At 63.0% G+C, this 22,637-nt stretch carries 23 protein-coding genes; 11 read left to right on the top strand and 12 right to left on the bottom strand.

Translation table 11 applies throughout. The annotated features are described in order from the left end of the window. Positions 1 to 51: 51 nt before the first annotated feature. Positions 52 to 768, bottom strand: coding sequence for an SDR family oxidoreductase (locus BBJ41_RS18540; protein WP_069747823.1), 717 nt, complete (start codon positions 766 to 768; stop codon positions 52 to 54). Positions 769 to 900: 132 nt separating this feature from the next. On the opposite strand from BBJ41_RS18540, the gene BBJ41_RS18535 reads away from it, so the two are divergent. Then, on the top strand, positions 901 to 1,869 hold the full coding sequence (locus tag BBJ41_RS18535) for a LysR family transcriptional regulator (RefSeq protein WP_069747822.1): 969 nt from the start codon (positions 901 to 903) through the stop codon (positions 1,867 to 1,869). Positions 1,870 to 1,889: 20 nt separating this feature from the next. On the opposite strand, the gene BBJ41_RS18530 is transcribed toward BBJ41_RS18535, so the two are convergent. Continuing rightward, complete coding sequence (locus BBJ41_RS18530) at positions 1,890 to 2,627, bottom strand: SDR family oxidoreductase (protein ID WP_236872102.1); 738 nt, start codon at positions 2,625 to 2,627, stop codon at positions 1,890 to 1,892. Positions 2,628 to 2,730: 103 nt separating this feature from the next. Between BBJ41_RS18530 and BBJ41_RS18525 the strand changes: the two genes are divergently transcribed. From BBJ41_RS18525 to BBJ41_RS18515, 3 genes are all read left to right on the top strand, one after another. Further along, complete coding sequence (locus BBJ41_RS18525; RefSeq protein WP_069747821.1) at positions 2,731 to 3,675, top strand: LysR family transcriptional regulator; 945 nt, start codon at positions 2,731 to 2,733, stop codon at positions 3,673 to 3,675. Between the two features lie 126 nt (positions 3,676 to 3,801). Then, positions 3,802 to 5,190: a nucleobase:cation symporter-2 family protein gene (locus tag BBJ41_RS18520; RefSeq protein WP_069747820.1), complete on the top strand. Its 1,389-nt coding sequence runs from the start codon at positions 3,802 to 3,804 to the stop codon at positions 5,188 to 5,190. Between the two features lie 517 nt (positions 5,191 to 5,707). Further along, the gene (locus tag BBJ41_RS18515; protein ID WP_069747819.1) at positions 5,708 to 6,025 is read left to right on the top strand and encodes a hypothetical protein; all 318 of its coding nucleotides are present in this window, start codon (positions 5,708 to 5,710) and stop codon (positions 6,023 to 6,025) included. A 91-nt stretch (positions 6,026 to 6,116) separates the two neighbouring features. Here the strand turns inward: BBJ41_RS18515 and BBJ41_RS18510 are convergent, their stop codons facing one another. Next, complete coding sequence (locus BBJ41_RS18510; RefSeq protein WP_069747818.1) at positions 6,117 to 6,356, bottom strand: hypothetical protein; 240 nt, start codon at positions 6,354 to 6,356, stop codon at positions 6,117 to 6,119. A 310-nt stretch (positions 6,357 to 6,666) separates the two neighbouring features. Here BBJ41_RS18510 and BBJ41_RS18505 point away from each other — a divergent pair, with 310 nt between their 5' ends. Next, positions 6,667 to 7,071 carry an NUDIX hydrolase gene (locus tag BBJ41_RS18505; RefSeq protein ID WP_069747817.1) on the top strand — a complete coding sequence of 135 codons (405 nt, stop codon included), beginning with the start codon at positions 6,667 to 6,669 and terminating at the stop codon, positions 7,069 to 7,071. A gap of 102 nt (positions 7,072 to 7,173) precedes the next feature. Here BBJ41_RS18505 and BBJ41_RS18500 read toward each other — a convergent pair whose 3' ends face one another. Together BBJ41_RS18500 and BBJ41_RS18495 are read right to left on the bottom strand one after the other, a co-directional pair. Further along, positions 7,174 to 7,386, bottom strand: coding sequence for a hypothetical protein (locus tag BBJ41_RS18500; protein ID WP_069750253.1), 213 nt, complete (start codon positions 7,384 to 7,386; stop codon positions 7,174 to 7,176). A gap of 194 nt (positions 7,387 to 7,580) precedes the next feature. Then, positions 7,581 to 8,480 (bottom strand): LysR family transcriptional regulator, encoded by a 900-nt coding sequence (locus BBJ41_RS18495; RefSeq protein WP_069747816.1) that lies wholly within the window; start codon positions 8,478 to 8,480, stop codon positions 7,581 to 7,583. Positions 8,481 to 8,639: 159 nt separating this feature from the next. Between BBJ41_RS18495 and BBJ41_RS18490 the strand changes: the two genes are divergently transcribed. The 3 genes from BBJ41_RS18490 to BBJ41_RS18480 all read left to right on the top strand — a co-directional run bounded on the left by BBJ41_RS18490 (position 8,640) and on the right by BBJ41_RS18480 (position 11,353). Beyond that, the gene (locus BBJ41_RS18490; protein ID WP_069747815.1) at positions 8,640 to 9,761 is read left to right on the top strand and encodes an alkene reductase; all 1,122 of its coding nucleotides are present in this window, start codon (positions 8,640 to 8,642) and stop codon (positions 9,759 to 9,761) included. Between the two features lie 73 nt (positions 9,762 to 9,834). Continuing rightward, positions 9,835 to 10,266, top strand: a complete 432-nt coding sequence (locus BBJ41_RS18485; RefSeq protein ID WP_069747814.1) for a DoxX family protein — start codon at positions 9,835 to 9,837, stop codon at positions 10,264 to 10,266. A gap of 82 nt (positions 10,267 to 10,348) precedes the next feature. Further along, positions 10,349 to 11,353 (top strand): quinone oxidoreductase family protein, encoded by a 1,005-nt coding sequence (locus BBJ41_RS18480; RefSeq protein WP_083281918.1) that lies wholly within the window; start codon positions 10,349 to 10,351, stop codon positions 11,351 to 11,353. Positions 11,354 to 11,836: 483 nt separating this feature from the next. Here BBJ41_RS18480 and BBJ41_RS18475 read toward each other — a convergent pair whose 3' ends face one another. Next, positions 11,837 to 13,264, bottom strand: a complete 1,428-nt coding sequence (locus BBJ41_RS18475; protein ID WP_069747813.1) for an amidase — start codon at positions 13,262 to 13,264, stop codon at positions 11,837 to 11,839. 320 nt (positions 13,265 to 13,584) lie between these two features. Here BBJ41_RS18475 and BBJ41_RS18470 point away from each other — a divergent pair, with 320 nt between their 5' ends. Next, the gene (locus tag BBJ41_RS18470) at positions 13,585 to 14,583 is read left to right on the top strand and encodes a LacI family DNA-binding transcriptional regulator (protein WP_083281917.1); all 999 of its coding nucleotides are present in this window, start codon (positions 13,585 to 13,587) and stop codon (positions 14,581 to 14,583) included. Between the two features lie 21 nt (positions 14,584 to 14,604). Here the strand turns inward: BBJ41_RS18470 and BBJ41_RS18465 are convergent, their stop codons facing one another. From BBJ41_RS18465 to BBJ41_RS39295, 5 genes are all read right to left on the bottom strand, one after another. Next, positions 14,605 to 15,822: a M24 family metallopeptidase gene (locus BBJ41_RS18465; RefSeq protein WP_167362208.1), complete on the bottom strand. Its 1,218-nt coding sequence runs from the start codon at positions 15,820 to 15,822 to the stop codon at positions 14,605 to 14,607. Between the two features lie 86 nt (positions 15,823 to 15,908). Next, on the bottom strand, positions 15,909 to 16,742 hold the full coding sequence (locus BBJ41_RS18460; RefSeq protein ID WP_069747810.1) for an ABC transporter permease: 834 nt from the start codon (positions 16,740 to 16,742) through the stop codon (positions 15,909 to 15,911). After that, positions 16,739 to 17,632, bottom strand: a complete 894-nt coding sequence (locus tag BBJ41_RS18455; protein WP_069747809.1) for an ABC transporter permease — start codon at positions 17,630 to 17,632, stop codon at positions 16,739 to 16,741. The genes BBJ41_RS18460 and BBJ41_RS18455 overlap by 4 nt, the downstream gene beginning before the upstream one ends. Before the next feature lie 19 nt (positions 17,633 to 17,651). Beyond that, positions 17,652 to 18,728 carry an extracellular solute-binding protein gene (locus BBJ41_RS18450; protein WP_083281916.1) on the bottom strand — a complete coding sequence of 359 codons (1,077 nt, stop codon included), beginning with the start codon at positions 18,726 to 18,728 and terminating at the stop codon, positions 17,652 to 17,654. 92 nt (positions 18,729 to 18,820) lie between these two features. Continuing rightward, entirely contained in the window at positions 18,821 to 19,150 is a 330-nt protein-coding gene (locus BBJ41_RS39295; RefSeq protein WP_083281915.1) for a TOBE domain-containing protein, read from the bottom strand. 74 nt (positions 19,151 to 19,224) lie between these two features. Here BBJ41_RS39295 and BBJ41_RS39290 point away from each other — a divergent pair. Next, positions 19,225 to 20,042, top strand: a protein-coding gene (locus tag BBJ41_RS39290; protein WP_085954470.1) for an IS5-like element IS402 family transposase whose coding sequence is annotated in 2 segments (ribosomal slippage) — positions 19,225 to 19,573 and positions 19,573 to 20,042 — 819 coding nt in all. Because the reading frame shifts where the segments join, the coding sequence is not laid out codon by codon here. On the opposite strand, the gene BBJ41_RS18445 is transcribed toward BBJ41_RS39290, so the two are convergent. After that, positions 19,981 to 20,997 (bottom strand): ABC transporter ATP-binding protein, encoded by a 1,017-nt coding sequence (locus BBJ41_RS18445; RefSeq protein WP_335650157.1) that lies wholly within the window; start codon positions 20,995 to 20,997, stop codon positions 19,981 to 19,983. The genes BBJ41_RS39290 and BBJ41_RS18445 overlap by 62 nt on opposite strands. A gap of 367 nt (positions 20,998 to 21,364) precedes the next feature. Here BBJ41_RS18445 and BBJ41_RS18440 point away from each other — a divergent pair, with 367 nt between their 5' ends. Continuing rightward, positions 21,365 to 22,618 (top strand): aminotransferase class III-fold pyridoxal phosphate-dependent enzyme, encoded by a 1,254-nt coding sequence (locus BBJ41_RS18440; RefSeq protein WP_069747806.1) that lies wholly within the window; start codon positions 21,365 to 21,367, stop codon positions 22,616 to 22,618. The last annotated feature ends 19 nt before the right edge of the window (positions 22,619 to 22,637 follow it).

Here is a 22,637-nt window from a genome sequence, read left to right as displayed (position 1 = left end):
ACGTCAGTCACGGGCATGCTGCCGAGCACGGCAAACCTTTGCGACACCGGCTCACCACGGCACCGTCCGCCCCAGATAGTCGAGATATTCGAGCCCGGGGCGCGCCCGCTTCGCGATCAGCACGTCGACGAGGCTCGGCACGCTCTCGTCGATCGTCAGGCGCGCATCGGGCCCGCCCAGCTCGGTACGTACCCAGCCGGGCGCCATCAGCGCCATCGCGTGCGGCGTGCCGGCCTGGCGCGCCGCGAAGCTGCGCATGAACTGGTTCAGCGCGGCCTTGCTGCCGCGATAGACCTCGCGCATCCCGCTGACGTTGTTCGCGACGCTGCCCTGCCCCGACGACATCGCACCGATCAGCCCGTCCTCGGTCACGCGATCCTGCAGCGCCTCGATCACGCGCATCGGCGCAAGCGCATTCGTGATCATCACGCGCACGAATTCGTCGGTCGTCACTTCGCCGATCGTTTCGCTCGGATCGTTCGTCGTTCCCGCATTCACGAACAGCATGTCGAAACGCCTGCCCGACAGGCGCTCGCGCAGCGCGGCCAGTTGCGCCGGCTCGCAGATGTCGAGCGTCTCGATGTCGAGCCGGTCGTCGAACCGGTCAGCCAGGTCGTGCAACTTCGTGCGACCCGATCCTGCACGCACGGTGCCCGTGACGTTCCAGCCCTTGTTCAGGAATTGCTCCGCCATCGCCAGCCCGAGGCCGCGCGAGGCGGCGACGAGCAGGATCGTGGGCGCGTTTTGATTCGATACGGTCGATTGCATGGTTTCCGCCTTTGCCGGGTTTCATCGTGAGCCCACTATAGGCGCGCATCATGGCAGGCGCCAGAAGCACCAGATGCAAACGATAGTTGCATCGAACGCCATATCATCGATGCAGTGGCGTATCCTGTCCGCATGGAAGACATCGACCTGAACCTCGTCACCGCACTCGACGCGCTGCTGTCGGAAAGCAGCGTGACCGGTGCCGCACGCCGGCTCGGCCTGAGCACGTCCGCGATGAGCCGCACGCTCACGCGACTGCGGATTTCCACCGGCGATCAGTTGCTCGTGCGCGCCGGGCGCAAGCTCGTGCCGACGCCGCACGCGGCCGCGCTGCGCGACCGCGTGCATACGATCGCGAGCGACGCGCGCGCCGTGCTCCGGCCGGCGACGGCCGACGTGGACATGGTGACGCTCGCGTCCACGTTCACCATTCGCGCGGCGGCGTCGTTCATGGAAATGCTGTCCGGCCCGGTGGTCGCCGCCATCGGTGAAGTCGCGCCGCAGGTGCGCATCCGCTTCGTACCGAAACTCGACCGCGATCCGCAGGCGCTGCGCGACGGCACCGTCGATCTGGAAATCGGCAAGCGCGGCGACGACGCGCCCGAACTGCACACGCGCATGCTTTTTCACGACTGGCACGTCGCGGTAGCACGTGCCGCGCATCCGCTGTTCGCGTCGGCCCGGATCACACGCGCCCGCTATGCGGCTTGCAGCCACGTGATCGCATCGCAGCTCGGCGATTTCAGCGGGCCGGCCGGCGATACGGCCGACGGCTCCGGCGCGGGCCAGACCGTGCGCGTCGTCGTGCCGGGCTACCCCGATGCGATGCGCGTCGCGGCCAGCACCGACCTGATCGCGCTCGTGCCGCGCTCGAGCCTCGGCAACGCGTTCTCGCCGGGGCTCGAGCAGGCGCTCGGGCTGCGCAGCTTCGAGATCCCCGTCCGCCTGCCGGGCATCCTCGTGTCCGCGCTGTGGCATCCGCGCATGCACGGCGACCCGGTGCATCGCCGCCTGCGCGACGCAGTCATTGAAGTTTGCCAGCGCGCCTATCCGGATTCCCGCGCATCGGCACGCGGCACAGGCCGCCGCACTGCCAACTGACGCCGCCTGCCGCACACATCTCAAACCAGCCGGCCGCCTCCGTCGATGTGCAGGATTTCGGCATTCATGAAGCCGTTGCCCAACAGGAACGCAATCGCTTCCCCGACTTCGCCGGCATGACCGACCCGGCCGCCGGGCAGTGCCGCCGCCGCCTCCGAGAGAATCGCTTCGCGTGCTTCGGGGCCGAACGCGTCGTACAGCGGCGTCTCGACGAAGCCGGGCGCGACGACGTTGACGCGAATGGGTTTCAGCTCCAGCGCGAGCGACTGCGCGAGCGCCTCGACGCCGCGCACGGCGGCTGCAATGACGGACGTGCCTTGCGCGGACGGTCGATCCGACAACTGCCCGCCGGTCAGCACGATCGAACCCGTGGCTGGCATCAGCGGCAACGCGGCCCGGATCGCGTAGACCGGCCCGGCGATACGCTCCTGCAACGCGGCGAGCAGATGATCGGGATCGGTCTCGCCCAGCTTGCCCGCGATGAAACGGCCGGCCGTGACGACCAGGTGATCGACGCGCGTCATCGTGTCGAATACGGCCTGCACCGCGTGCCGGTCCGCGATATCCGCCACCGCGACGCCCGCGCCGCCGATCGCCTGCGCGGCGGATTCGAGCTTCGCGCGAGTGCGGCCGACCAGCGTGACGCTCGCGCCCCTCGCCTTCGCGGCGGCGGCGGCCGCGAGACCGATGCCGGAACTCGCGCCGAATATCACGACGTGCGCGCCGTCCAGCGCCGAAGACTGCATGGTTTCGTTCATGTCGACTCCTCATCAGGGATTGAAGGTTCGCGAACGTTAGGTCATTCTCGATTCCGACGGAATGTGGGAGACTCGAATAAGGTTCATTCCATAAGGGAATAAGATGGATTCGCTGCGATCGATGCGCGTGTTCGTCCGCGCGATCGAGCTGGGCAATTTTTCGGCGGTCGCGCGCGAGGAAGGCACCGGCCAGCCGACGATCAGCAAGATCGTCGCCGCGCTCGAAAAGGAACTCGGCGTGCGCCTGCTCGAACGCTCGACGACCAGCCTCGCGCCGACCGACGAAGGCCGCCGGTTCTACGACCGCTGCAAGCGCGTGCTCGACGAATACGAAAGCGCGGTGGCCGAGGTGCGCGGACAAACGCTGCGGCCGGTCGGCAAGCTGGTCGTCAACGCGCCGCTCGGGCTGGGCGAGTTGCGGCTGAACGCGCTCGTGCTCGAATTCCTCGCCGCATGGCCGGAGATCGACGTCGAGCTGCACCTGACCGATCGCGTGGTCGATCTGGTCGAGGAGGGCGTCGATGTCGCCATTCGCCTCGGCCATGTACTGCCGCCGGATGTCGTCGCGCGCCACGTCGCGTCGTCGCCGCGGCTGCTGGTGGCCACGCCGCGCTACGTGTCGCAGGCGAGCGCGATCCGCCGGCCGGCAGACCTGGCGAAGCACGAATATGTCGGATACGCGCGCGCGGACATCGGCAGCGAACTGGAATTTGCGCGGGGCGACGAGAAGATCGCCGTTCCCGTGCACGGCCGGTATCGCGTGAACAGCTCGATCGCGCTGCGGGAATGCTTCCTGGCCGGGCGCGCGGTGGGCAGCGCGCCGGCGTGGCTCGTGCAGGACCTGATCGACACCGGGCAGCTCGTCCGGTTGCTGCCGAAGTGGGACATGGTGCCGCCGCATGCGCTGCACCTCGTGTATGCGTCGCGCCGGTATCTGCCGCTCAGGACCCGCACGTTCCTGCAATTCATGGCGCAACGGATTCCCGAACTGCCCGGGTTCAGCGCGATCGCGACGACGGCCGCGCCCGGATCGCGGCGAACCCGCTGACGAGCACGCGCCGATCCGTCGCCGTTTCCCGTGCCCGTGAATCCCGACGATTGCGGCGCGCCCCGGGGCGCCGGCGGGCCCTTCGGATAAAATGCCGCACTTTCCACCTTGTCCGGCCCGCTCGCCATGCAACCCGCCTCCTCCGCCCAACCCGCCTCCCACGGCGCCGATGCCGCAGAAGCGGCCCGCGACCTCGTCTATGGCCCGAACGACCGGCCGGCGCCGATGGTCGCTTTCGTCGCCGCGCTGCAGCACCTGCTGGCGATCATCGTGCCGATCGTCACGCCCGGCCTGCTGATCTGCCAGGCGCTAGGCGTGTCCAGCCGCGATACGACCCTGATCGTGTCGATGTCGCTGGTGATTTCCGGCATCGCCACCTTCGTCCAGTGCAAGCGCTTCGGCCCGCTGGGCGCCGGCCTGCTGATCGTCCAGGGCACGAGCTTCAACTTCGTCGGCCCGCTGATCGCCGGCGGCAGCCTGATGGTCAAGCAGGGCACGCCGGTCGAGACCGTGATGGCCGCGATCTTCGGCGTCGTCATCGCCGGTTCGTTCGTCGAGATGGGCGTGTCGCGCATCCTGCCGTTCGTGAAGCGCCTGATCACGCCGCTCGTCACCGGCATCGTCGTGCTGCTGATCGGCCTCACGCTGATCAAGGTCGGCCTCATCAGCATGGGCGGCGGATATGGTGCGATGGCCAAGGGCACGTTCGCGAGCGCCGAGAACCTGACGCTGTCGGGCCTCGTGCTCGGCACGATCATCCTGCTGAACCGCGTGCCGATCGTCTGGGTGCGCAGCACCGCGCTCGTCATCGCGCTCCTGATCGGCTACCTCGCGGCCGCGTTCCTCGGCCGCCTCGATTTCACCGGCATGCACCAGGCCGCGCTGTTCCAGGTGCCGACGCCGCTTCACTTCGGCATCGGCTTCTCGTGGTCGCTGTTCGTGCCGATGCTGATCATCTACCTCGTCACGTCGCTCGAAGCGATCGGCGACGTCACCGCCACCAGCAAGATCTCGAACGAGCCGGTCGAAGGGCCGGTGTGGATGCAACGGATCAAGGGCGGCGTGCTCGTCAACGGCGCGAACTCGCTGCTGGCCGGCGTGTTCAATACGTTCCCGAGCTCGGTGTTCGCGCAGAACAACGGCGTGATCCAGATCACCGGCGTCGCGAGCCGCTACGTCGGCATCTGGATCGCGGGCATGCTCGTGGTGCTCGGCCTGTTCCCGGTCGTCGCCGGCGTGCTGCAGGCCGTGCCGGAACCCGTGCTCGGCGGCGCGGCGATGGTGATGTTCGGCGCGGTGGCCGCATCGGGCATCAACATTCTCGCGGGCGTCCAGCTCGACCGTCGCGCGCTGCTGATCATCGCGGTGTCGCTCGCGCTCGGCCTCGGCGTGTCGCAGGTGCCGGACATCCTGAACAGCCTGCCGCACGCGCTGAAGAACGTGCTGGAATCGGGCGTCGCGACGGGCGGCATCTGCGCGCTCGTGATGAACTGGTTCCTGCCGGAAAAGAAGTAAACACGGAATAGCGGGCAACCGCGCGGTGTGTCGGACACCGCGCGGTCGGCCCGAACGACGGTTCCACCCGCCGTATCGGAACCTCAAATCAGCGGCAATCCCCATCCCCCGAAATAAGATCGGCACCCGAAGGACGACGCGCGTATGATGAACTCGTCCGGGCGCTCGTGAGCCGTTCGACTGCCCGCCTGCCCTCTCCCTCTTGCTGCATCGTGCCCGCTTTCGCACGCAGCGTTACGCCTTTCGCTCTACCCCGTCGCGCCGCACACTGGCGATACAGGCCGGATACGCTCGTCCTGCGATTCGTGGCAACCGAACGTTCGGAAGCGCGTGATGAGCGTGCATCACCATCACGGATTCGAAGATTGCCGGCTCGTTTGCCTCATGTGCCGGCGCGGTACGGCCGTCCGCATGACGACGAAGCCGGCATCGATACGTCATCCATATCGTTTTTCCGGCATGCGCGTGTCCCGGGAAGCAGCCAGCCCGGGCGCCTGCCGGACTCAGGAGCAACATCATGATTGATGCCAACCCCAACAGCACTTTTCGGCACCTTCCACTGACGCCCGAACAGGACGCGGAAATCCGCCACTACATCAGGAAAAAGGAACAACGCGGCGAACCGTGGGACACGCCGGAGTTGGCGACGATGCTCAGGGACATGCTCGACCCGCCCGTCAACGACGATGAGGAGCCCGACGCCGACGTCGAGGAAACGAAGCTGGCCTGCGAATATGCATTGGCCTCGATCGGCGAGGCGATGGACCCGGTTTCCGCGAGCGAGGAACGAAACGCGGCAATGGAAGCGGAGGAAATGAAGCACGCCAGACGGTAGTACGCGCTCGGACTCGAAGCTCGAACCTGCCGAATCGCGGGGCGTCCTGTCGCGCCTTCAGACGTCCAGCAGACGATCGTGCGGAAGGCGCTCAGTGCGCCCAAAGATGGCCGCGCCGCTCGATCGAGGCCACCACGATATTCAGCACGTGGCGCACGACGTCCTGATCCGTCATACCCGCATCGAGGTACTGGCGGACCTTCATGATCTGCGGCTGATGGGAACCATCGTCATTGTCCATCACGAAAATACTCGCCGTTCCGGTATCGGTCATCAGGGCTACCTGAATGGTCTTGCCGCAAACGATCGTTTGCATGCTCAAGGTAGTCATCGCTGTGTCCGGTCTCGTATTGGGGCCTCAAGTATGCGCCTCGACCACCGGGCGAATCCGCCTGTAAACGGTCCATTTCCAGCCGATTCGCGGGTAATTCACCCGCTGCGAGCAGCTTTGACTTATCGGCGCCCTTGCAGCGCCGGTCGCTCGAACCCGTCTTGCGTTCATTCCCGACGGTTCATGATGCGCACGTGCGTCACCGTCGACATCACCCACTGTCGCGTGATCGGGCAGTTCGAGCCGATGTCGCCTTGGCACCGGGATCGGCACTGGCTAGAATCTCGCCAGTATCCAAGCCCCTGAGCCCATGAGTACCCCACAATCGACCGAAGCACCCATCAAAGAACGGGCGACGATCGTCTGCTACCGCGACGGCCAGGTGCTGCTCGTCGCGCGCGCGTCGTCACGCTGGGCCCTTCCCGGCGGCACGATCAAGCGCGGGGAAACGCCGCTCGAAGCCGCGCATCGCGAGTTGTGCGAAGAAACCGGCGTCACCGGCCAGGATCTGGTGTACTCGATGCAGTTCACCGGGCTCGCGAAGATCCATCACGTGTTCTTCGCGGAAGTCGGCCCGGACCACACGCCACAACCGAACAACGAGATCGAGAAATGCCGGTGGTTTCCGATCGACGGCGTCGACGCATTGCGCGCAAGCATCCCGACGAAGCGCATCGTCGAACTCGTCTACAAGCACGAAATCCTCAAGTCGTAACGCGCACACATTCCCGTACGGCTCATGCGTATCGCGGACGAGCGTATTCATGAGCCGTTGGCCGGCTCAAGTCGTGCTTCGTGGGCAGCGCCGCGCAATCGCTCAGTGCGAGCGCTTTCTTCGCAACTCGTGCGTGGAATAGACGACGAGGAAGATGCCCAGCATCGCCGCGCCGGACGCCATGAAGTCGCTTGCGGTTCCCGAGCTGTGCAGCGACGTCGGGAAGATGCCGAGGCTCAGCCCGGCAGCGGCAAGAAGCAATCCTGCAACGACACCCCAGATCGGTCCGGCGGTCTTTTCGATTTTATTTTTCATACAGCACCCGTCTACAGTCATGACCTGGCCGGTATCGGCAAAAAGCGCCGTGCCTACCGCCAGTGATTTCACTATAGCCCGGAAATAATTCACAAACTTTTGGTGCTTTTCCCGATCAAGTTTGCCCGGTCACGGCCGCTGTGCCGCGATCGCCGCTTGCCTCGCGTCATCGAGCGGCCTCCCGGGTGGTCGGCCTATGCCCCTGGATCACCGACGCGCGTCAGATAATCCATGAGCCACTTTGCCGCCGGCCCGCTCGTTCGATCGGCCCGCCGGATCAGCGACAGTCCGTAGCGGATCACACGCCGATCGGACAGCTTGATCGCCACCAGCAGGCCACGCTGCAGGTCGTCCTCGATCAGGTGCATCGGCATCGACCCCCACCCCAACCCCGCGAGCAGCATGCGGTGTTTGGCGCCCAGATCCGCCACCTTCCACGTGCGGGTCGCATAGATCCCGAACGATTGCCCTTCCGTGACCTTGCTCCGATCGGTCAGCACGAGCTGCGTATGCTCGCGCGCTTCCGACAGCGGGATGCGCGTGCTGCGTTGCGCGAGCGGGTGCCCGGGCGCTGCAACCGTCACCAGTTCAATGGAACCCATCGACGTTGCGTCGATGGCGTCCGGCCAGTTCGGGACCGGGCCGCTGATGCCGAGCGCGCAAGCGCCGTCGAGCACGAGTTTCATCACGCCGCCGAGCGCCTCGATCGTCAGGTTGAGCGCAACCGTCGGGAACGCATCGGCGAACGCCTGCAAACCCTCGACCAGCTTCGGCAGCGGGAACATCACGTCCACCGCCAGTGACAACTCCGCCTCCACCCCGCCTCGCAACCCGGCCGTCTTTGCCTGCAACTGGCCAATCAACATGTCGAGCCTGCGCGCATCGGCGAGGACGACTTCGCCGGCCGGCGTCAGTTGCGGGCGCCGTTTGCCGCGCTCGAACAGCGGCACGCCGAGTTGCGCCTCGAGGTTGGCGACCGCGTAACTCACCACCGATTGAGCGCGATCGAGCCGCCGCGCGGCACCCGAAAAGCTGCCGGCCTCGACAACGGCCACGAACGTCCGGAGCTGGTCCAGATTGGGACTGCGATCCATGATTTATCAAGAAAACAGATATTAACGATCTATTTTAACCAATTGTTTCGATGGTCTGGCTCCCCTACATTCCTGTCGACGCACTGTCGGCTCGCCGTCACCGATCGAACCCGCATCGCGGCACCGACAGCGGATGAACTTCACCGGGAACACGAAACAATGACTACCGACGACTCTCTCGCACAACACCCGACGCCGCATCGCGCGTCCCTTTTCGAGCCGGTCAAGCTCGGACAGATCACGCTCAGGAACCGGATCGTGATGGCGCCGATGACGCGCAGCCGCGCCGGCGCCGACGATGCGCCCGGACCGATGAACGCGGCCTACTACGCGCAACGCGCATCCGCAGGCTTGATCGTGACCGAAGGAACCCAGGTCTCGCCGCAGGGCAAGGGCTACCCGTTCACGCCGGGCATCCACAGCGACGCGCAGGTCGAAGGCTGGAAACAGGTAACCGACGCCGTGCATCGGCAAGGCGGACACATCTTCGTGCAGCTTGCGCATGTCGGCCGCATCGGCCATCCGGACCTGCAGCCCGATGCGTCACTGCCGGTGGCGCCGTCCGCGGTTCAGCCCGACGGCGTCGCCTACACGCCGGACGGCCCGAAGCCGCACCCGACTCCGCGCGCGCTCGAACCCGGTGAAATTGCCGGGATCATCGAACAGTACGTTCATGCCGCCCAAGCCGCTCGGCGGGCGGGGTTCGACGGCGTGGAGATCCACGCCGGCAACGGCTACCTGCTCGATCAGTTCCTGCGTGACGGCACGAACCGGCGAACGGATCACTACGGCGGAACGATCGACAAACGGATCCTGTTCCCGCTCGAAGTGGTGCGCGCAGTCAATGCCGTGTGGGGACCGGATCGTATCGGTGTGCGAATTTCCCCTGTCACGCCTCATTTCGGCGGAATCTCCGACAGCGATCCGCAGGCGTTGTTCGAACGTTTCGCGAATCGGCTCGGGGGGCTCGTCACCTACCTCCACGTCGTCGAAGGCATTCCCCAGGCAGCGCCCGACACGGTGCCGGCTTTCGACTATGACGCGCTACGTCGATCGTTCGGCGGGTTCTACATCGCAAACAACGGGTACACGAAGGCGCGTGCGGAAACGGCGCTGCGCGATGACCATGCCGATCTCGTGTCGTTCGGTTACCCGTTCATCGCGAATCCGGATTTCGTCGAACGCATCAGGCACGACCGGCCGCTCGCCCATGCGGACATGTCCACCGCCTATGGCGGCGGCGAAGCCGGTTATACCGACTACCCGCCGTTCGACGCATGAACGCGGCATCCCGACGCTCCGAACGACACACCGCCGGGTCGCCCCCCGGCCAATCTTCAAACAAGGAACCATCATGATCCGATCGATCAACCGTGCGCTGTATCACACGACCGTGCAGACGCCGGCCGTCAACGTCATCCTGTCAGTCCTGGTGCGGATTCTCATCGCCGGCGTGTATCTCGGCGCGGGCATCAGCAAGATTTTCAACTACGCGGGCACGCAGCAATACATGGAACACATGGGCGTGCCGGGCGCACTGCTTCCGCTCGTGATCGTCGTCGAAGTCGTCGGCGGTCTCGCGCTGATCGCCGGCTTCATGACGCGTCTCGCCGCGCTTGGACTCGCCATCTTTTCGGTCATCGCCGCGGTGATCTTCCATGGCGGCGGCGACCAGACCCAGCAAACCTTTTTCATGATGAACCTGTCGATGGCGGGCGGCCTGCTGGCCCTCGTCCTGAACGGCGCGGGCCGTGCGTCGTTTGATCGAGCGACGCAACCGGACTGATTCATCCGACGGCGCAGCGAATCGCGCCGCCACGTCACCTTCTCCTGAAAGCGGATACCTCCGCGCCTACCGGAACCTCACCATGAACTCGATGCGCGCCATCCAGATTGATCGCCTCGGCGAACCCGCCGTGCTCCGCCCCGTTGAAATCGACCGTCCGACACCTGCCGTCGACGAAGTCCTGGTGCGCGTCACGCGCGTCGGACTGAATTTCGCGGAAACATTGCAACGCGCCGGCACCTACCCCGGTCCGGCGCTGGCCCTGCCTGCCATACCGGGCTCGGAGGTCGTCGGCATCGTCGAGGCCGTCGGCGCAGAGGTGCGGGGCGTCCGGGTCGGCGAGCGTGTTGCCGCACCGCTGTTCGGCGCGATGCGGGCGACGGGCGGCTACGCGGAATTCGTGACGCTTCGCGCCGCGTTGATCGTCGCGATCCCCGACGCGGTTTCGGATGACGACGCGGTTGCCGTCATGCTGCAAGGCCTGGTTGCCCGAATACTGCTGCGTGAGACGCCCGTCGCCGCAAAAACGGTCGCGATCAGCGCGGCGGCTGGTGGCGTCGGTTCGATACTGATGCAACTGGCCAGACTCGACGGCGCGCGAACGATCACCGGATTGGCCGGGTCGGACGCGAAGCGGCAGATCGTGCAATCGCTCGGTGCCGATCACGCGGTCAACTACCGTGACGACGCGTGGGCCGACCAGTTGAATACAGCGACCGGCAAAACGGGCTTTGACGTCGTGTTCGATTCGATCGGCGGCGACGTCGCGCGCACGCTCGCAAACGGGCTCGCTCCGCATGGCCGTTTTGTCGCTTATGGCGCGGCAAGCGGCCGCTTGCTCACGGTCGACGAGACCTTGATGAATACGTTGATATTCGGTTGCCGAACGATATCCGGTTTTGCGTTGTACGCATTCCTGACCGACGAAGTCGTGCGTCGGACGATCGGCGAATTGTTTGCCCTGTTGGCGACCGGCGCGCTGAAGCCGCTGATCGGCGGCACCTATGCATTGGAAGCGGCAGCAGATGCGCATACGGCAATCGAGACCGGCAACACGACCGGAAAGATCATCCTCGAAGTGGGTTGACGGTTTGTCGCCCGGCGCCGACGGCCGCCCCGTCCACCGGGCTCGAACCGGAACACCTGCGAGCGGGCGCCGCTGCCCGTGATCTGCCGGCAGAGGCCGCTCGCATGCTTTGCATGGAAATGGCGTGAAGCGTTCCCGGAAGCGGCGAGCATGCCGTTATTGCAGCAGACTCGGGAGTGACACGACTCCCGCTCGACTCCAGTAGACCGTCTCTGGCTTGTGGCAATCAGGCAATGGTGTCGTCTGCCGAACAGGCTCACGGCAGGAACCAACGAAGTCGCTTTCGCAGCAATATATCGCGCGACAGAAATGCCGGATCGGAGCGATACTGAAACACGAATCAGCGCCTGCCAAGTACACGCGGCGCAAAGCATCAATGCAGATTCATCTTTGCCCTCGTCTTCGTCATGCTCGGCAGGATTCGACTGCGACAACACTGTCGAAATTTCAACCTTGAAATTTACCGGTCGAGCCGTTGCGATTTCAAACGGCCAGGCCTTCCGGGTGCCAACCGGGCGGATAGGCAAACGGATATTTTTCCTCAATCGCATGCGCCAGCCGCAGCGCAATATCTTCCCGAAATGCTGGCGACGCAATGTGAACGCCAACAGGAAGCCCGCTCGCGGACAAACCGCAAGGGACGCTGACAGCGGGACACCACGGCACCCAGTTGAAAACGGAAGTCATGTCCAGACCTCGTTTGCGCCCACCTTCCGTCGCCGCGTGATAAGCCGCGTCGTCTTCTTCGACGCCTACTGCCGGTCGAGTCATCGTGGGGCTGATCATCGCGTCGTAGGTTCCGAACACGTCTACCAACACGGACCACTGGCGTTTGCGAATGACGTCGAGTCGTTTGATCGAGACCGCATCGTATGAGCGCCCCTTTGCCACAACTTCAACGAGTCGCGGATCCGCCGCCGCACCGAGTCGGTCCAGATGCTCTCCATAGAACGCCGACAGATACACGTGCCAATGACGCACCCACCCGTCTGCGATTGATCGGTCCCAGCCTAGTTTGACAGGCGTAACAATGGCTCCTGCACGCGTCAATTTCTCCGCGACTTGCTCGCAGCGATCGATGACTTCCCGCTCCACCTCAAAGAAGCCAAGATCCATGCTCAGCGCGATGCGCATGCCCTCGACGCCGGATTCGATGTCCAGTCGCGGCAGCGCTGGCACGTACGACGAAGGATCGCAGTCAGTGGGACCGCACACATAAGGGAGCGCCGCCGCGAGATCGGCAACGTTGCGGGTCAGCAGACCATGGTGCTGAATATCGTCGATCATGGATGGTTGATCTTCGATCGGAATCCTCCCGAAGGCAGGTTTCAATCCCACGATACCCGTGCAGGACGCGGGAATCCGAACCGAGCCCCCCATGTCCGTTCCCTCCGCGATGGCGACACAACCTGTCGCGACCGCTACCGCAGAGCCACCCGAGGAGCCACCCGGCGTTTTATCCGGATTCCACGGATTGCGTGTGACGCCATGCAACGCGCTGTCGCAAAAGCTGCTGGAGCCGAATTCCGACAACGTGGTCTTGCCGACAATGATCGCATCACACTGTCTGAGCCTTTCCACAACGATCGCATCCTCGAGCGCGATTTCATCTTCGAAAGCAAGTGATCCGAACCGGTTTCCCAGTTGCCGAACCGGCGTGCAATCCTTGATCGCGACCGGCACGCCGGCCAACGGTCCGAGCAGTTCGCCACGCGCTCTACGCCGGTCCAGTTCCGCTGCGCTACGACGCGCGCCATGAAAATCGATCTCGGCAAAACAATTGAGCGTTCGCTGGACCTGGACCGAACGCGCCAGGGACGCCTCCACGACCGCCGACGCGGTTATTGTTCCACGCCGTACCGCGTCGGCGAGCTCCCTGACCGACGACCAGGGTCCGAATTCCACACTCATTGGTTTTCCCTCAACGCACCAGGCTAAACAGTAGAAATTTGAAAAAAACGCTTGAAGAAACGTTTCTTCATCAAAGTCTGGCTTAGCATCGCCGTTCTGTCAAGGCACTGCGAACTTACGCTGTCTCCGTTGCGCGTGTCGGCGGGTGAATTGAGGCGAACCAGCAGAATCGATCAGCTACAATGATTCGCGGTTGGCTTGCCGACGGTACCGCTTGACCGTTTCTTAACGAGAGCAAAACGGCCGGCACGCCGCTGTCGTGCGGCAGTGAAGTGCAGCGCGCTTCGGATAGCCGTCCCATTAGCGATACGAAAAAACTCATGAAGCGATCGACACGCGCCACGATCAAAGACGTTGCAACCGCCGCAGGCGTCACGCCGACGACGGTGTCAGATGCCCTTTCGGGCAAAGGGAGGCTTTCCGCCGAGACCCGAGCCCGGGTGCGGGAAGTTGCGAACCAACTCGGCTATCGGCCCAATGCGCTCGCCAGAGGTCTCCGTGGCAGCGGCCTTGGCCTGCTCGGACTGGTGATTTCACCTGCTCCATCCGCCACGTTGTCCACCGCCTGGTACTGGTCGACGATCGCCAACAAGGCGACCGAAACAGCATTGGCCGCGGGCTACGCATTGGTCCTGCTGCCCTACAACGCGGACGCCCTTTCCACCATGCCGATCCCATTGGACGGCGCGATCGTGGTCGACCCGGTCGCGCGGGACCCGGTGTTGAAGTGCCTTCGGGAAAGCGGCACCTTCGTGATTACCATTGGCCGCGATATTGAGAATGGTCAGGAGCCCTGGGTGGATGACGACAATACGCGAGGCACCCGGCAAATGCTTGCGCGCACGGTGCGTCCCGGTAGCGCCTTGGCCATGCTGGCGTTCGATACCGCCAAGAGTTACTCGAATGACATGCGTGTTGGCGCGGAACAATGGGCGGACGATACCGAGTCGGTGTTTTTCCTGCAGCTATGCGGCGGCATGGATGAAAAATCGATCGACGAGGCGCTCGACGCCGTCATGAGTCGTAACGCCGACGCGATCCTTACCCAGAGCGACAAACTGGCCATTGCCGTGCTATCCCGCCTGCAAGCTCGAGGTCTCAAGGTTCCCGGCGATATTCTTTTGCTCTGTGCATCCGACAGCCCCGACCTTGCCGATACGAAGCCTTCCATTACCGCTACCCACCAGCACCCCGAGCAAGTCGGCGTGCTCGCAGCTGCCACCCTGATTGACAGCATCAAGGGGGCTCAGCCACCCGCGCAACAACTGGTCGCCACCGATATCATCATCAGACGCTCGGCGCCAGCGTTGCGCGGCTGAGCCCGCAGCCGCGATAGACCGTCAGGCGAGCCACGGCCTCGATGCGACCCCGTCCGTCAAAATATCGACACGGTCTTCCCGGACGTGAATCACATGCTCGAAACCAGCGCCTCGACCGTCTCCCTCGCCAAGGAAACATTCGATTGCCAGAACCATGCCGGGCACGATGACTTCATGTGCCGACTCGGTGATAAACGGGCTTTCGCATTCCAGTCCGAGTGAATGTCCGAAGAACGGGACCATGGCGGAGAACGCCGAGCCGCCGCCGCCCCGGCGCTCCATGCACCGTACGCCCGCCGCATACAGATCCGACAGCCGACGCCCCGGCTCGACGGTTTCGATCACGGTCTCGACGAGCTGGACCGCGTCTTCAAGCAGTTTGCGCTGTGGATCCGTCGGTTTTTTCCCGACGACGATGGATCGGGTCAAGTCGCAGTAGTAGCCATGGGCGGCAGGCCCCCAGAGGTCCACGTGAAGCAGATCGCCCGCTTCGATCCGGCGCGTGGAATCCCATGTCGGCAATGCCTGCCGGTGACGATACCGGTGCGCCCACGGCCCGCTCGAGATTGCGACATCGTAGGCCCACCCGCCACTCGCGGCAAACCAGCGAAGTCCCTCGCCGGCAACCTCGCCTTCGGTACGGCCAGGTTGTGCGGCGTCGAGTACCACCTGCATCCACTCGCAACCAATCCTCGACGCATCCTTCAGCAGTTCGATTTCGTGCGGGCTTTTCACGAGGCGCAGCGCCGTTAAAATGAAATCGGCTGGCTCGAGCGACGTCGCGCCGCCCAGTTCCTGCGACATGCAAACGGCGGCGCTATGAAGCAACCCAGTCTGACCCGCCAGACCAATTTTGCGACCGCCCAATCCGGATTCGAGCGCGACGCGTGCGGTATCGCGATCAACGTATGTCGACATCCGGATGTCGCTCACGCCAACGATGGATGGATCGATATCGTACGCGTCGGTAACGAGAACCGGATCGCGCCCAGGCGCCAGCACCAGGGCCGCGTGTCCTCTGCCGCGATGCGCGTCGCTGTCGGGGATATGACTGACCGTCGAGATGTGGTTGGTGAGATAGAGCAGATCCGCACAGCCATCGACGTTGGTGGCGCCTCGGCCCCATACGATAAGACCATCGAAGCCGGCGCGCAGCGCCGATTCAAGAGCACGAGTTTGTCGCTCACGCAATTCCGCGTCGCTGGGGCGCGGCAGCGAAGTGGGACGAGGTTGATGCATATAAAACTCCTTGGAAAACAGCCTGGCATACGACCTGACCAGGCAGCACCGCGCGAAGCGATGCCGCCGAACGTTCATCGGGTCGCCTAGTGGGATTTGTTCGAAGCAGCCGCGGAGCGGAGCTTCTTCCCATGAAAAATTTGCGTTGCGACGACGCCTATGACAACCAGCGTCATTTCGATCGTCGCGACTGCTGCAACCGTCGGATCGATCGTGTCGGTCATGCTTCGATACAACTGCACGGGCAATGTCAGAAACGACGGTGATTGCAGGAACAACGCCACCACGAGTTCATCGAACGACCCAAGGAACGCCAGCAACGTGCCGCTCAGGATGGCGGGTCTGATCAATGGGAAAGTCACCTGCCGAAACGTTGCCACGGGGCCGGCGCCAAGACTGGCGGAAGCCAGTTCCAGTCTTTGATCGAATACCTGCAATGCCGCCGTTACGGGAACGACGACAAACGGCAAACACAGCACCGTGTGCGCGAATGCGTATCCCCACCACGTTCCAGTGAAGTGCCAATGAAGGAACACGAGGTAGATGCCCAAACCGACAACCACGATCGGTACGATTTGCGGTGCAAGCACAAGCAATCTCACCACGCCGACAAAACGGGACCTGCTCCGAACGATGCCGAACGACGCCAACGTGCCGAAGATCGCGCATTGAATGCCGGTCAGGCAGGCGACCAGCAAACTGTTCAGGATCGGTTCGATCCATTGATCTTCGGCGAGTGATCTGTAGCGATCTAAGGTCCATGCCCGTGGCGGGAAAGCAAAACTGTCCTGCACGCTGAAACTGATCGGGACGATGGTGATCAGCGGAAGAATCAGCCATGCCGCGATCAGTACGCAGACGACACCCTGCCCCCATCGCCAGAGCTGGCTTCTGGTTCCGCCGAACTCGGTCTCGCTCATGCCGCGCCTCCATACAGGCGGCTGCGGCGGTTGACCCGGGCCATCAGCGCGACCATCACGAGCGCCGCGATGGACAGCACCAGTGCCATCGCGCCGGCACGCCCAAAAGCTGCCGTTCTTTCAAACTGCGAATAAATGACTTGAGCCATGAGCGATTGCTGGGGCGACCCCAAAACAGCGGGCGTGATGTAGAAACCGAGTGCCAGCACAAAAACCAGCGTTGCACCTGCGATCAGTCCCGGCAGCGCCAACGGAACATAGATCTGGACGAAGGCTTTCGATGGCGGCGCGCCCAGACTTTCGGCCGCCAGCAACAGTCTGCGATCGATCGCCTGCAGCACGGAGTAAAGCGGCAGCACCATGTAGGGAAACAGAACGTGCACCATGCCCATCAGAACCGCCGACACCGTGCCCAGAAATCTGACGCGGCCGACTCCCAGCCACGCAAGGACCGCATTCACAGGACCAGTGGACTGCAGTAACACCACCCATGAAAAATTGCGCAGCAGAATCCCGAGAAACATCGAGACGAGAACCGCGCCCAACATCCACGTGCGAACTCGCGGGGTCACGATCGTCATAACGTAGGCGTAGGGAAATGCGATCAATGCGGACAGGCAAGTGCTGACGGCCGCAACCACGAATGTCCGGGCCAGGATAGTCATGTTGGCCGTGTTGCCGAGAAACCAGGTCAGATTGTCCAGTCCCGTGCGCTGAGGCGCATCGAACTGGGAGAACGTTTTCAGGAGCAGCGTTCCCGTCGGGTAAACGAACAGGACGACAAGAAATGCAACGACAGGAATTGCGACTGCCCACCACACATCACCTCCCGCCCCACCTTTTCTGGCAGGCAGGCCGATGGGCACATTCGCTGAAGTTGGAGCTTCCATGGAATCTACCTCGACGCATCTATTTGGAAAACGTTTCGACCCATCGCTGCTGCGCGGTCGCTTCGTTGGCAGCCCACCACTTCGGATCCTGAATCAGGATTTGATTCGAGTAGGTATCGGGATAAAAGGCACGAGCCTGTTCGCCGAGTTGCGGAGCGGGTCCCTTCGTGCCCACGCCATAAGGGAAGCGTTCTGCTAAAGCGACTTGCGTCGCGTGCCGCGCCACGTATTGAAGAAACGCCGTTGCCGCCTCCATATTTTTTGCGCCGACCGGAATGGCGAGATCGTCGTACAGAGTGACGGCATCCTTGAAAACGACCTTGATATCGGGGTTGGTTTTTGCAGCGTTCAATGCCCGCCCGTTGGGAAGCACGGCCAATGACAACTCCCCGCTTGCCAGCGCGTCCTGAACCAGCGCAAACGAACCTTTGAAGTCGACCGATGACTTGATGTCGCCGATTTTCTTCAGCGCTCGATCAATGTCGACCGGATAAAGCTTGTGTCTGGGCACGCCGTCGGCAATCAGGGCCGCCTCGATCAGGCCTTTATTCACACTGTTGACCGCGCCACGCCGGCCCGGAAACTTCTTGACGTCGAAAAAGTCGGCCACGCTCGACGGCGGCGTCGGGAAGGCCTTCGAGTTATAGGCCAGCACGTATGAAAACTTGACCACGGGCACGCCACATTTATTCGAGTCCAATGCCGGGTCGATTTGGGATCGATCGATATTGAGTGGCACGAATACCTTGCCGCATGCTTCGTTGACCGTCGACGATTCGATTTCCACAACATCGACACCGACGTTTTTAGCCTGCTGCTGAAGTTGAAGCCGTGCGAGATCGGGTGAATCCGTCTGGCTGATTTTCACGCCGGTTGCCACCGCGAACGGCTTCAGCCACGCGTAATCTTCATTCTTCTGTAGATCGCCGCCAAAGCCGGCAAAAATCAGCGACTTGCCCTTCAGATCGGGCAAGCTGCCGCTCGCCGCGGCCGCGAGGGCCTCGGACGGCACTGCGACAAACGACATTGCCACGGATAAGGCGAGTGCCAATACATTGCCGGCTTTGGCAGCGCGGCCACGACGATCGTTGCTCATATCTGTTTTCCGTAAATTGAATGTTCAGAAACCAACTGCGACATTTATCGGAACGATGCATTGCTCTTTTTCCGATGAAGGCACTCAGGCGCTCAGGAAGGCGACGCAGGCACGATGCGCGTGAACTCCGGCGAGAAAGCAATGGTGATTTCCGGCCCGGCCGGCATGACTGCATCCGGCTGGCACACCACCTGCGCGACGCCGCCAGCATCCAGATCCGCAACTATCTTGCGCATCGATCCCAGATAGACGATGTCTCTGATTCGCGCGGGCAAATGGTTCCAGCCCTCGACACGATCGCCTCTTGCCAGCGCCTTGCTTCGTTCCGGACGAACGACCGCTGTCGAGCGACCCTGTCTCGGCGTGGCCGCGATTCGACGGCCAGCGATACGCCAACCCGGACCGCTTAGAGACGGTTTCAAAAAGGCCCCGTGGGGCTGTTAACTTTCGCGGTGAGCTGTTAACCTCAGGCATCGGAACAACCGAGACTGAGGAGATGGCCAAGCCGATCATCGACGATGAATTGTGGACACTGATCGAGCCGTTACTGCCGCCACCCAAGCCGCGGCGCGAGAAGAACCCGGGCCGCCTGCCTGTTTCGAATCGCGCCGCGCTGACCGGCATCCTGTTCGTTCTCAAGACCGGACTACGCTGGCGCGACCTGCCGGCCGAGATGGGATGCGGCTCGGGCGTGACATGTTGGCGCCGGCTGCGCGATTGGCAAGCAGCCGGTGTCTGGGATCGCTTGCACGAGCTACTGCTCGCAAAGCTGCGCGCAGCGGACCAGATCGACTTCTCACGAGCCGCCGTCGATTCATCATCGATTCGCGCCGTTGGGGCAGGCCAAAAACTGGGCCAAACCCCACCGATCGCGCGCGACCCGGTTCCAAGCACCACATCGTCACCGACGCCAACGGTACGCCGCTCGCCGCGATCCTGACCGGCGCGAACGTCAACGACGTCACGCAATTGCTGCCGCTGATCGACGCGATTCCGCCGATCCGCGGATTGCGTGGCCACCCATTGCAGCGGCCGCGTGTGGTCTACGCGGATCGCGGTTACGACTCCGAGCGACATCGGCGCGCGTTGCGCGATCGCGGTATCGAGCCAGTGATCGCCAAGCGCCGTACCGAACATGGCAGCGGCCTTGGCAAATATCGCTGGGTCGTCGAACGCACGCATGCCTGGCTGCATCACTTCCGTCGTCTCCGTATTCGTTTCGAGCGCCGTGCAGACATTCACGGCGCGTTCCTCAAACTCGGTTGCTGTCTGATCTGCTGGAATACCCTTCGGCGGGCCGATCAGTCTTTATGAAACCGTCTCTTACCTCTGCGCAGCCAGAGTCGCCCGCGCTGACGTCCCCAATCCAGCAATTCGAGTCGCCGAGAAACTGCGCCACGAATTGCGATTCAGGTTCGTCATAGAGCTGTGTGGCTGTACCGATCTGATGTATTTTTCCGCCGTTAAAGACAGCGATGCGGTCCGACATCACCAGCGCTTCTTCCTGGTCGTGCGTGACGAACACGATCGTGACGCCCAGTTCCTTGTGCATGCGTTTGATCTCGAGCTGTACGGATTCCCGCAACTTTTTGTCGAGTGCGCCCAGGGGCTCATCCATCAACAACAGACTGGGACGGAATACCGTCGCCCTCGCGACAGCCACGCGCTGCTGTTGCCCGCCGGAGAGCTGACTGGGCAGGCGATCTGCGTACGACTGAAGCGAGACCGAGCACAGTGCGTCGTGTACCCGTTTCTCGATTTCTGCCCTCTGGGTCCCTCTTTGCCTCAAAGGGTAGGCAATGTTCTGCGCGACAGTAAGATGCGGGAACAATGCATAGTGCTGAAACACCACGCCGACATTGCGCTTGTGGGCGGGCAAATCGCTGACGACTTTGCCGTCGATCAGAATGCGTCCGGAAGTTGGTTTCAGAAAACCCGCCAGCAGGTTCAGCGCGGTTGTCTTGCCTGAGCCGCTGGGTCCGAGCAAAGTCAGAAATTCGCCAGGGTTGATTTTCAGATCCAGGTTTTCAATTGCCGGCGCCGCGCTGCCGAATCGTTTGGAAACCTGTTCAAATTCGACGCTTGCGGGGCCCGTTCGACGCAGACCCGGGTTAGATCTGCCGCCTGTGCCGCGCCCCAAAACGCCGCCCAATCGTCCGCCGCCGATCGCCCCCTCCCGGGTACGTCCGTCGTTATCCCCCGTGGCGATCGCCTCACGCACCGCAAGTAGCGACCCGTCGACACGCGGCTGGGTATGAGTTGTCTTCACGTAGTCCTTTCCTTTAACGCTTCCAGATCACGAATTCGGGCTAACCCGACATCCGAAACTTATACAAGCAGTAACGTTTCTTCAATGAGGGTACACCCTATTGCCACAAAAACACGCTGGCAAGGCACGTCGTCTCTGCAGGCACGAAAGCAGGTGCAAACCCCAGCAAAAATCGACAAAAATCGCCCAAAAAACGCCGTATTGTTCGTTTCACGCGACCGCGCAAGATCTGCTCTGCTCATACAAATTCTCAGCGCGGACGAGATCAGGCGGCCAAATCCACACTTGACAGCGTGTTTCTGGCACTCGATTATGCAGAAACGTTTCTTCTTGAAATGCTTTTTTGTGTCCAGACGTTGGAGATCACATGTCACAAGCGCTATCGGACTCGTCGCGCAGTCCTCTTGCACAAGTCAACACCGGCCCGCGAGGCCATAGCCTGCTACCTGGCGGCATCGGCAAGACAATGCTCGCCGTCGGACCATGGTCGCCCACCGCTGTGCGCGGCGAAGGCTGGAGACTATGGGACGACACCGGCCGGGAGCTGATTGACCTGCACGGCACGTTCACCGTCAACGTTCATGGCAATGCCCATCCAGCCGTCGTTTCGGCCGCGCAGGAAGCGGCCGCCGCGGGCATGGCCTTCGGGCTGCCAAACCGTCACGAGATCGAACATGCGAGACACCTGGTGAATCGGCTCACAGGTCTCGACCAGGTGCGCTATACCAACTCGGGAACCGAGGCCGTGCAACTGGCCGTACGCCTTGCGCGTGCTCAAACGGGCCGCTCCCGCGTGATTGTGGTGAACGGCTCCTATCACGGCTGGGGAGAGTCGCTGCTGCCGACGATGGGGCCACGGGTTGCACGCGGCATACCGTCGGGAATGTGGGATCAAACGGAAGTCGTCGGCTTCAACGACGTGGCGGCGCTCGAAGAAGTGGTGAACAGCGGCCCCGGCCAATTCGCCGCAATCGTGCTCGACCTTCTGCCCAACCGGATCGGCATGGTGCCGCCCAGCGATGCTTTCCTGGAGACGGCCACGCGGCTCGCTCGCCACCACGGTATCGCCCTCGTGGTCGACGAGGTCATCAGTTTCCGGCTGGGCTACGGCGGCCTGGTCGGCGCGCGCGCGCTCGACGCCGATCTGGTCTGTCTGGGCAAGCTCATCGGTGGCGGATTGCCCATTGGAGCCCTGGTCGGCAAGGCCCACTGGATGACTGGGCTGGACACGCTGAGCGGTCAATCGCTGGAGCATGGCGGGACCTTCGCGGCCAATCCCGTGTCGATGGCCGCCGGCGTTGCGGCGCTCGACCTGCTGGACGAGCCGGCATTGGCACACATCGATGCGCTCGGCCAGCGTTTTCGTGGCCAGCTCGTCGAACCGCTTGCCCGACATGGGTGGCAGCCCCGCGGGCAAGGCTCGCTTTGCCGGATATTCCCGGCTCACGCGCGCGACAACGGCGCAATCCTCGAAGCCCAGCTCCGGCTTTGGTGGGCGCTGTACGAGCGCGGCGTGCTTATCGCGAGACACGGTGTCGTCGCCATCAGCACGGTCATGAACAGCGACGTCATCGATCGCGCGGCGTCGGCGGTTGTCGATGCGATGGACCAACTGTCATGAGCGCGCCGTTCAACGCCAG

The sequence above is a fragment of the Burkholderia stabilis genome (genome assembly GCF_001742165.1).
GTDB classification, from domain to species: Bacteria; Pseudomonadota; Gammaproteobacteria; order Burkholderiales; family Burkholderiaceae; genus Burkholderia; species Burkholderia stabilis.
Note: the sequence above shows the minus strand (reverse complement) of the source record. Positions and strands in the feature narration are given on the sequence as shown.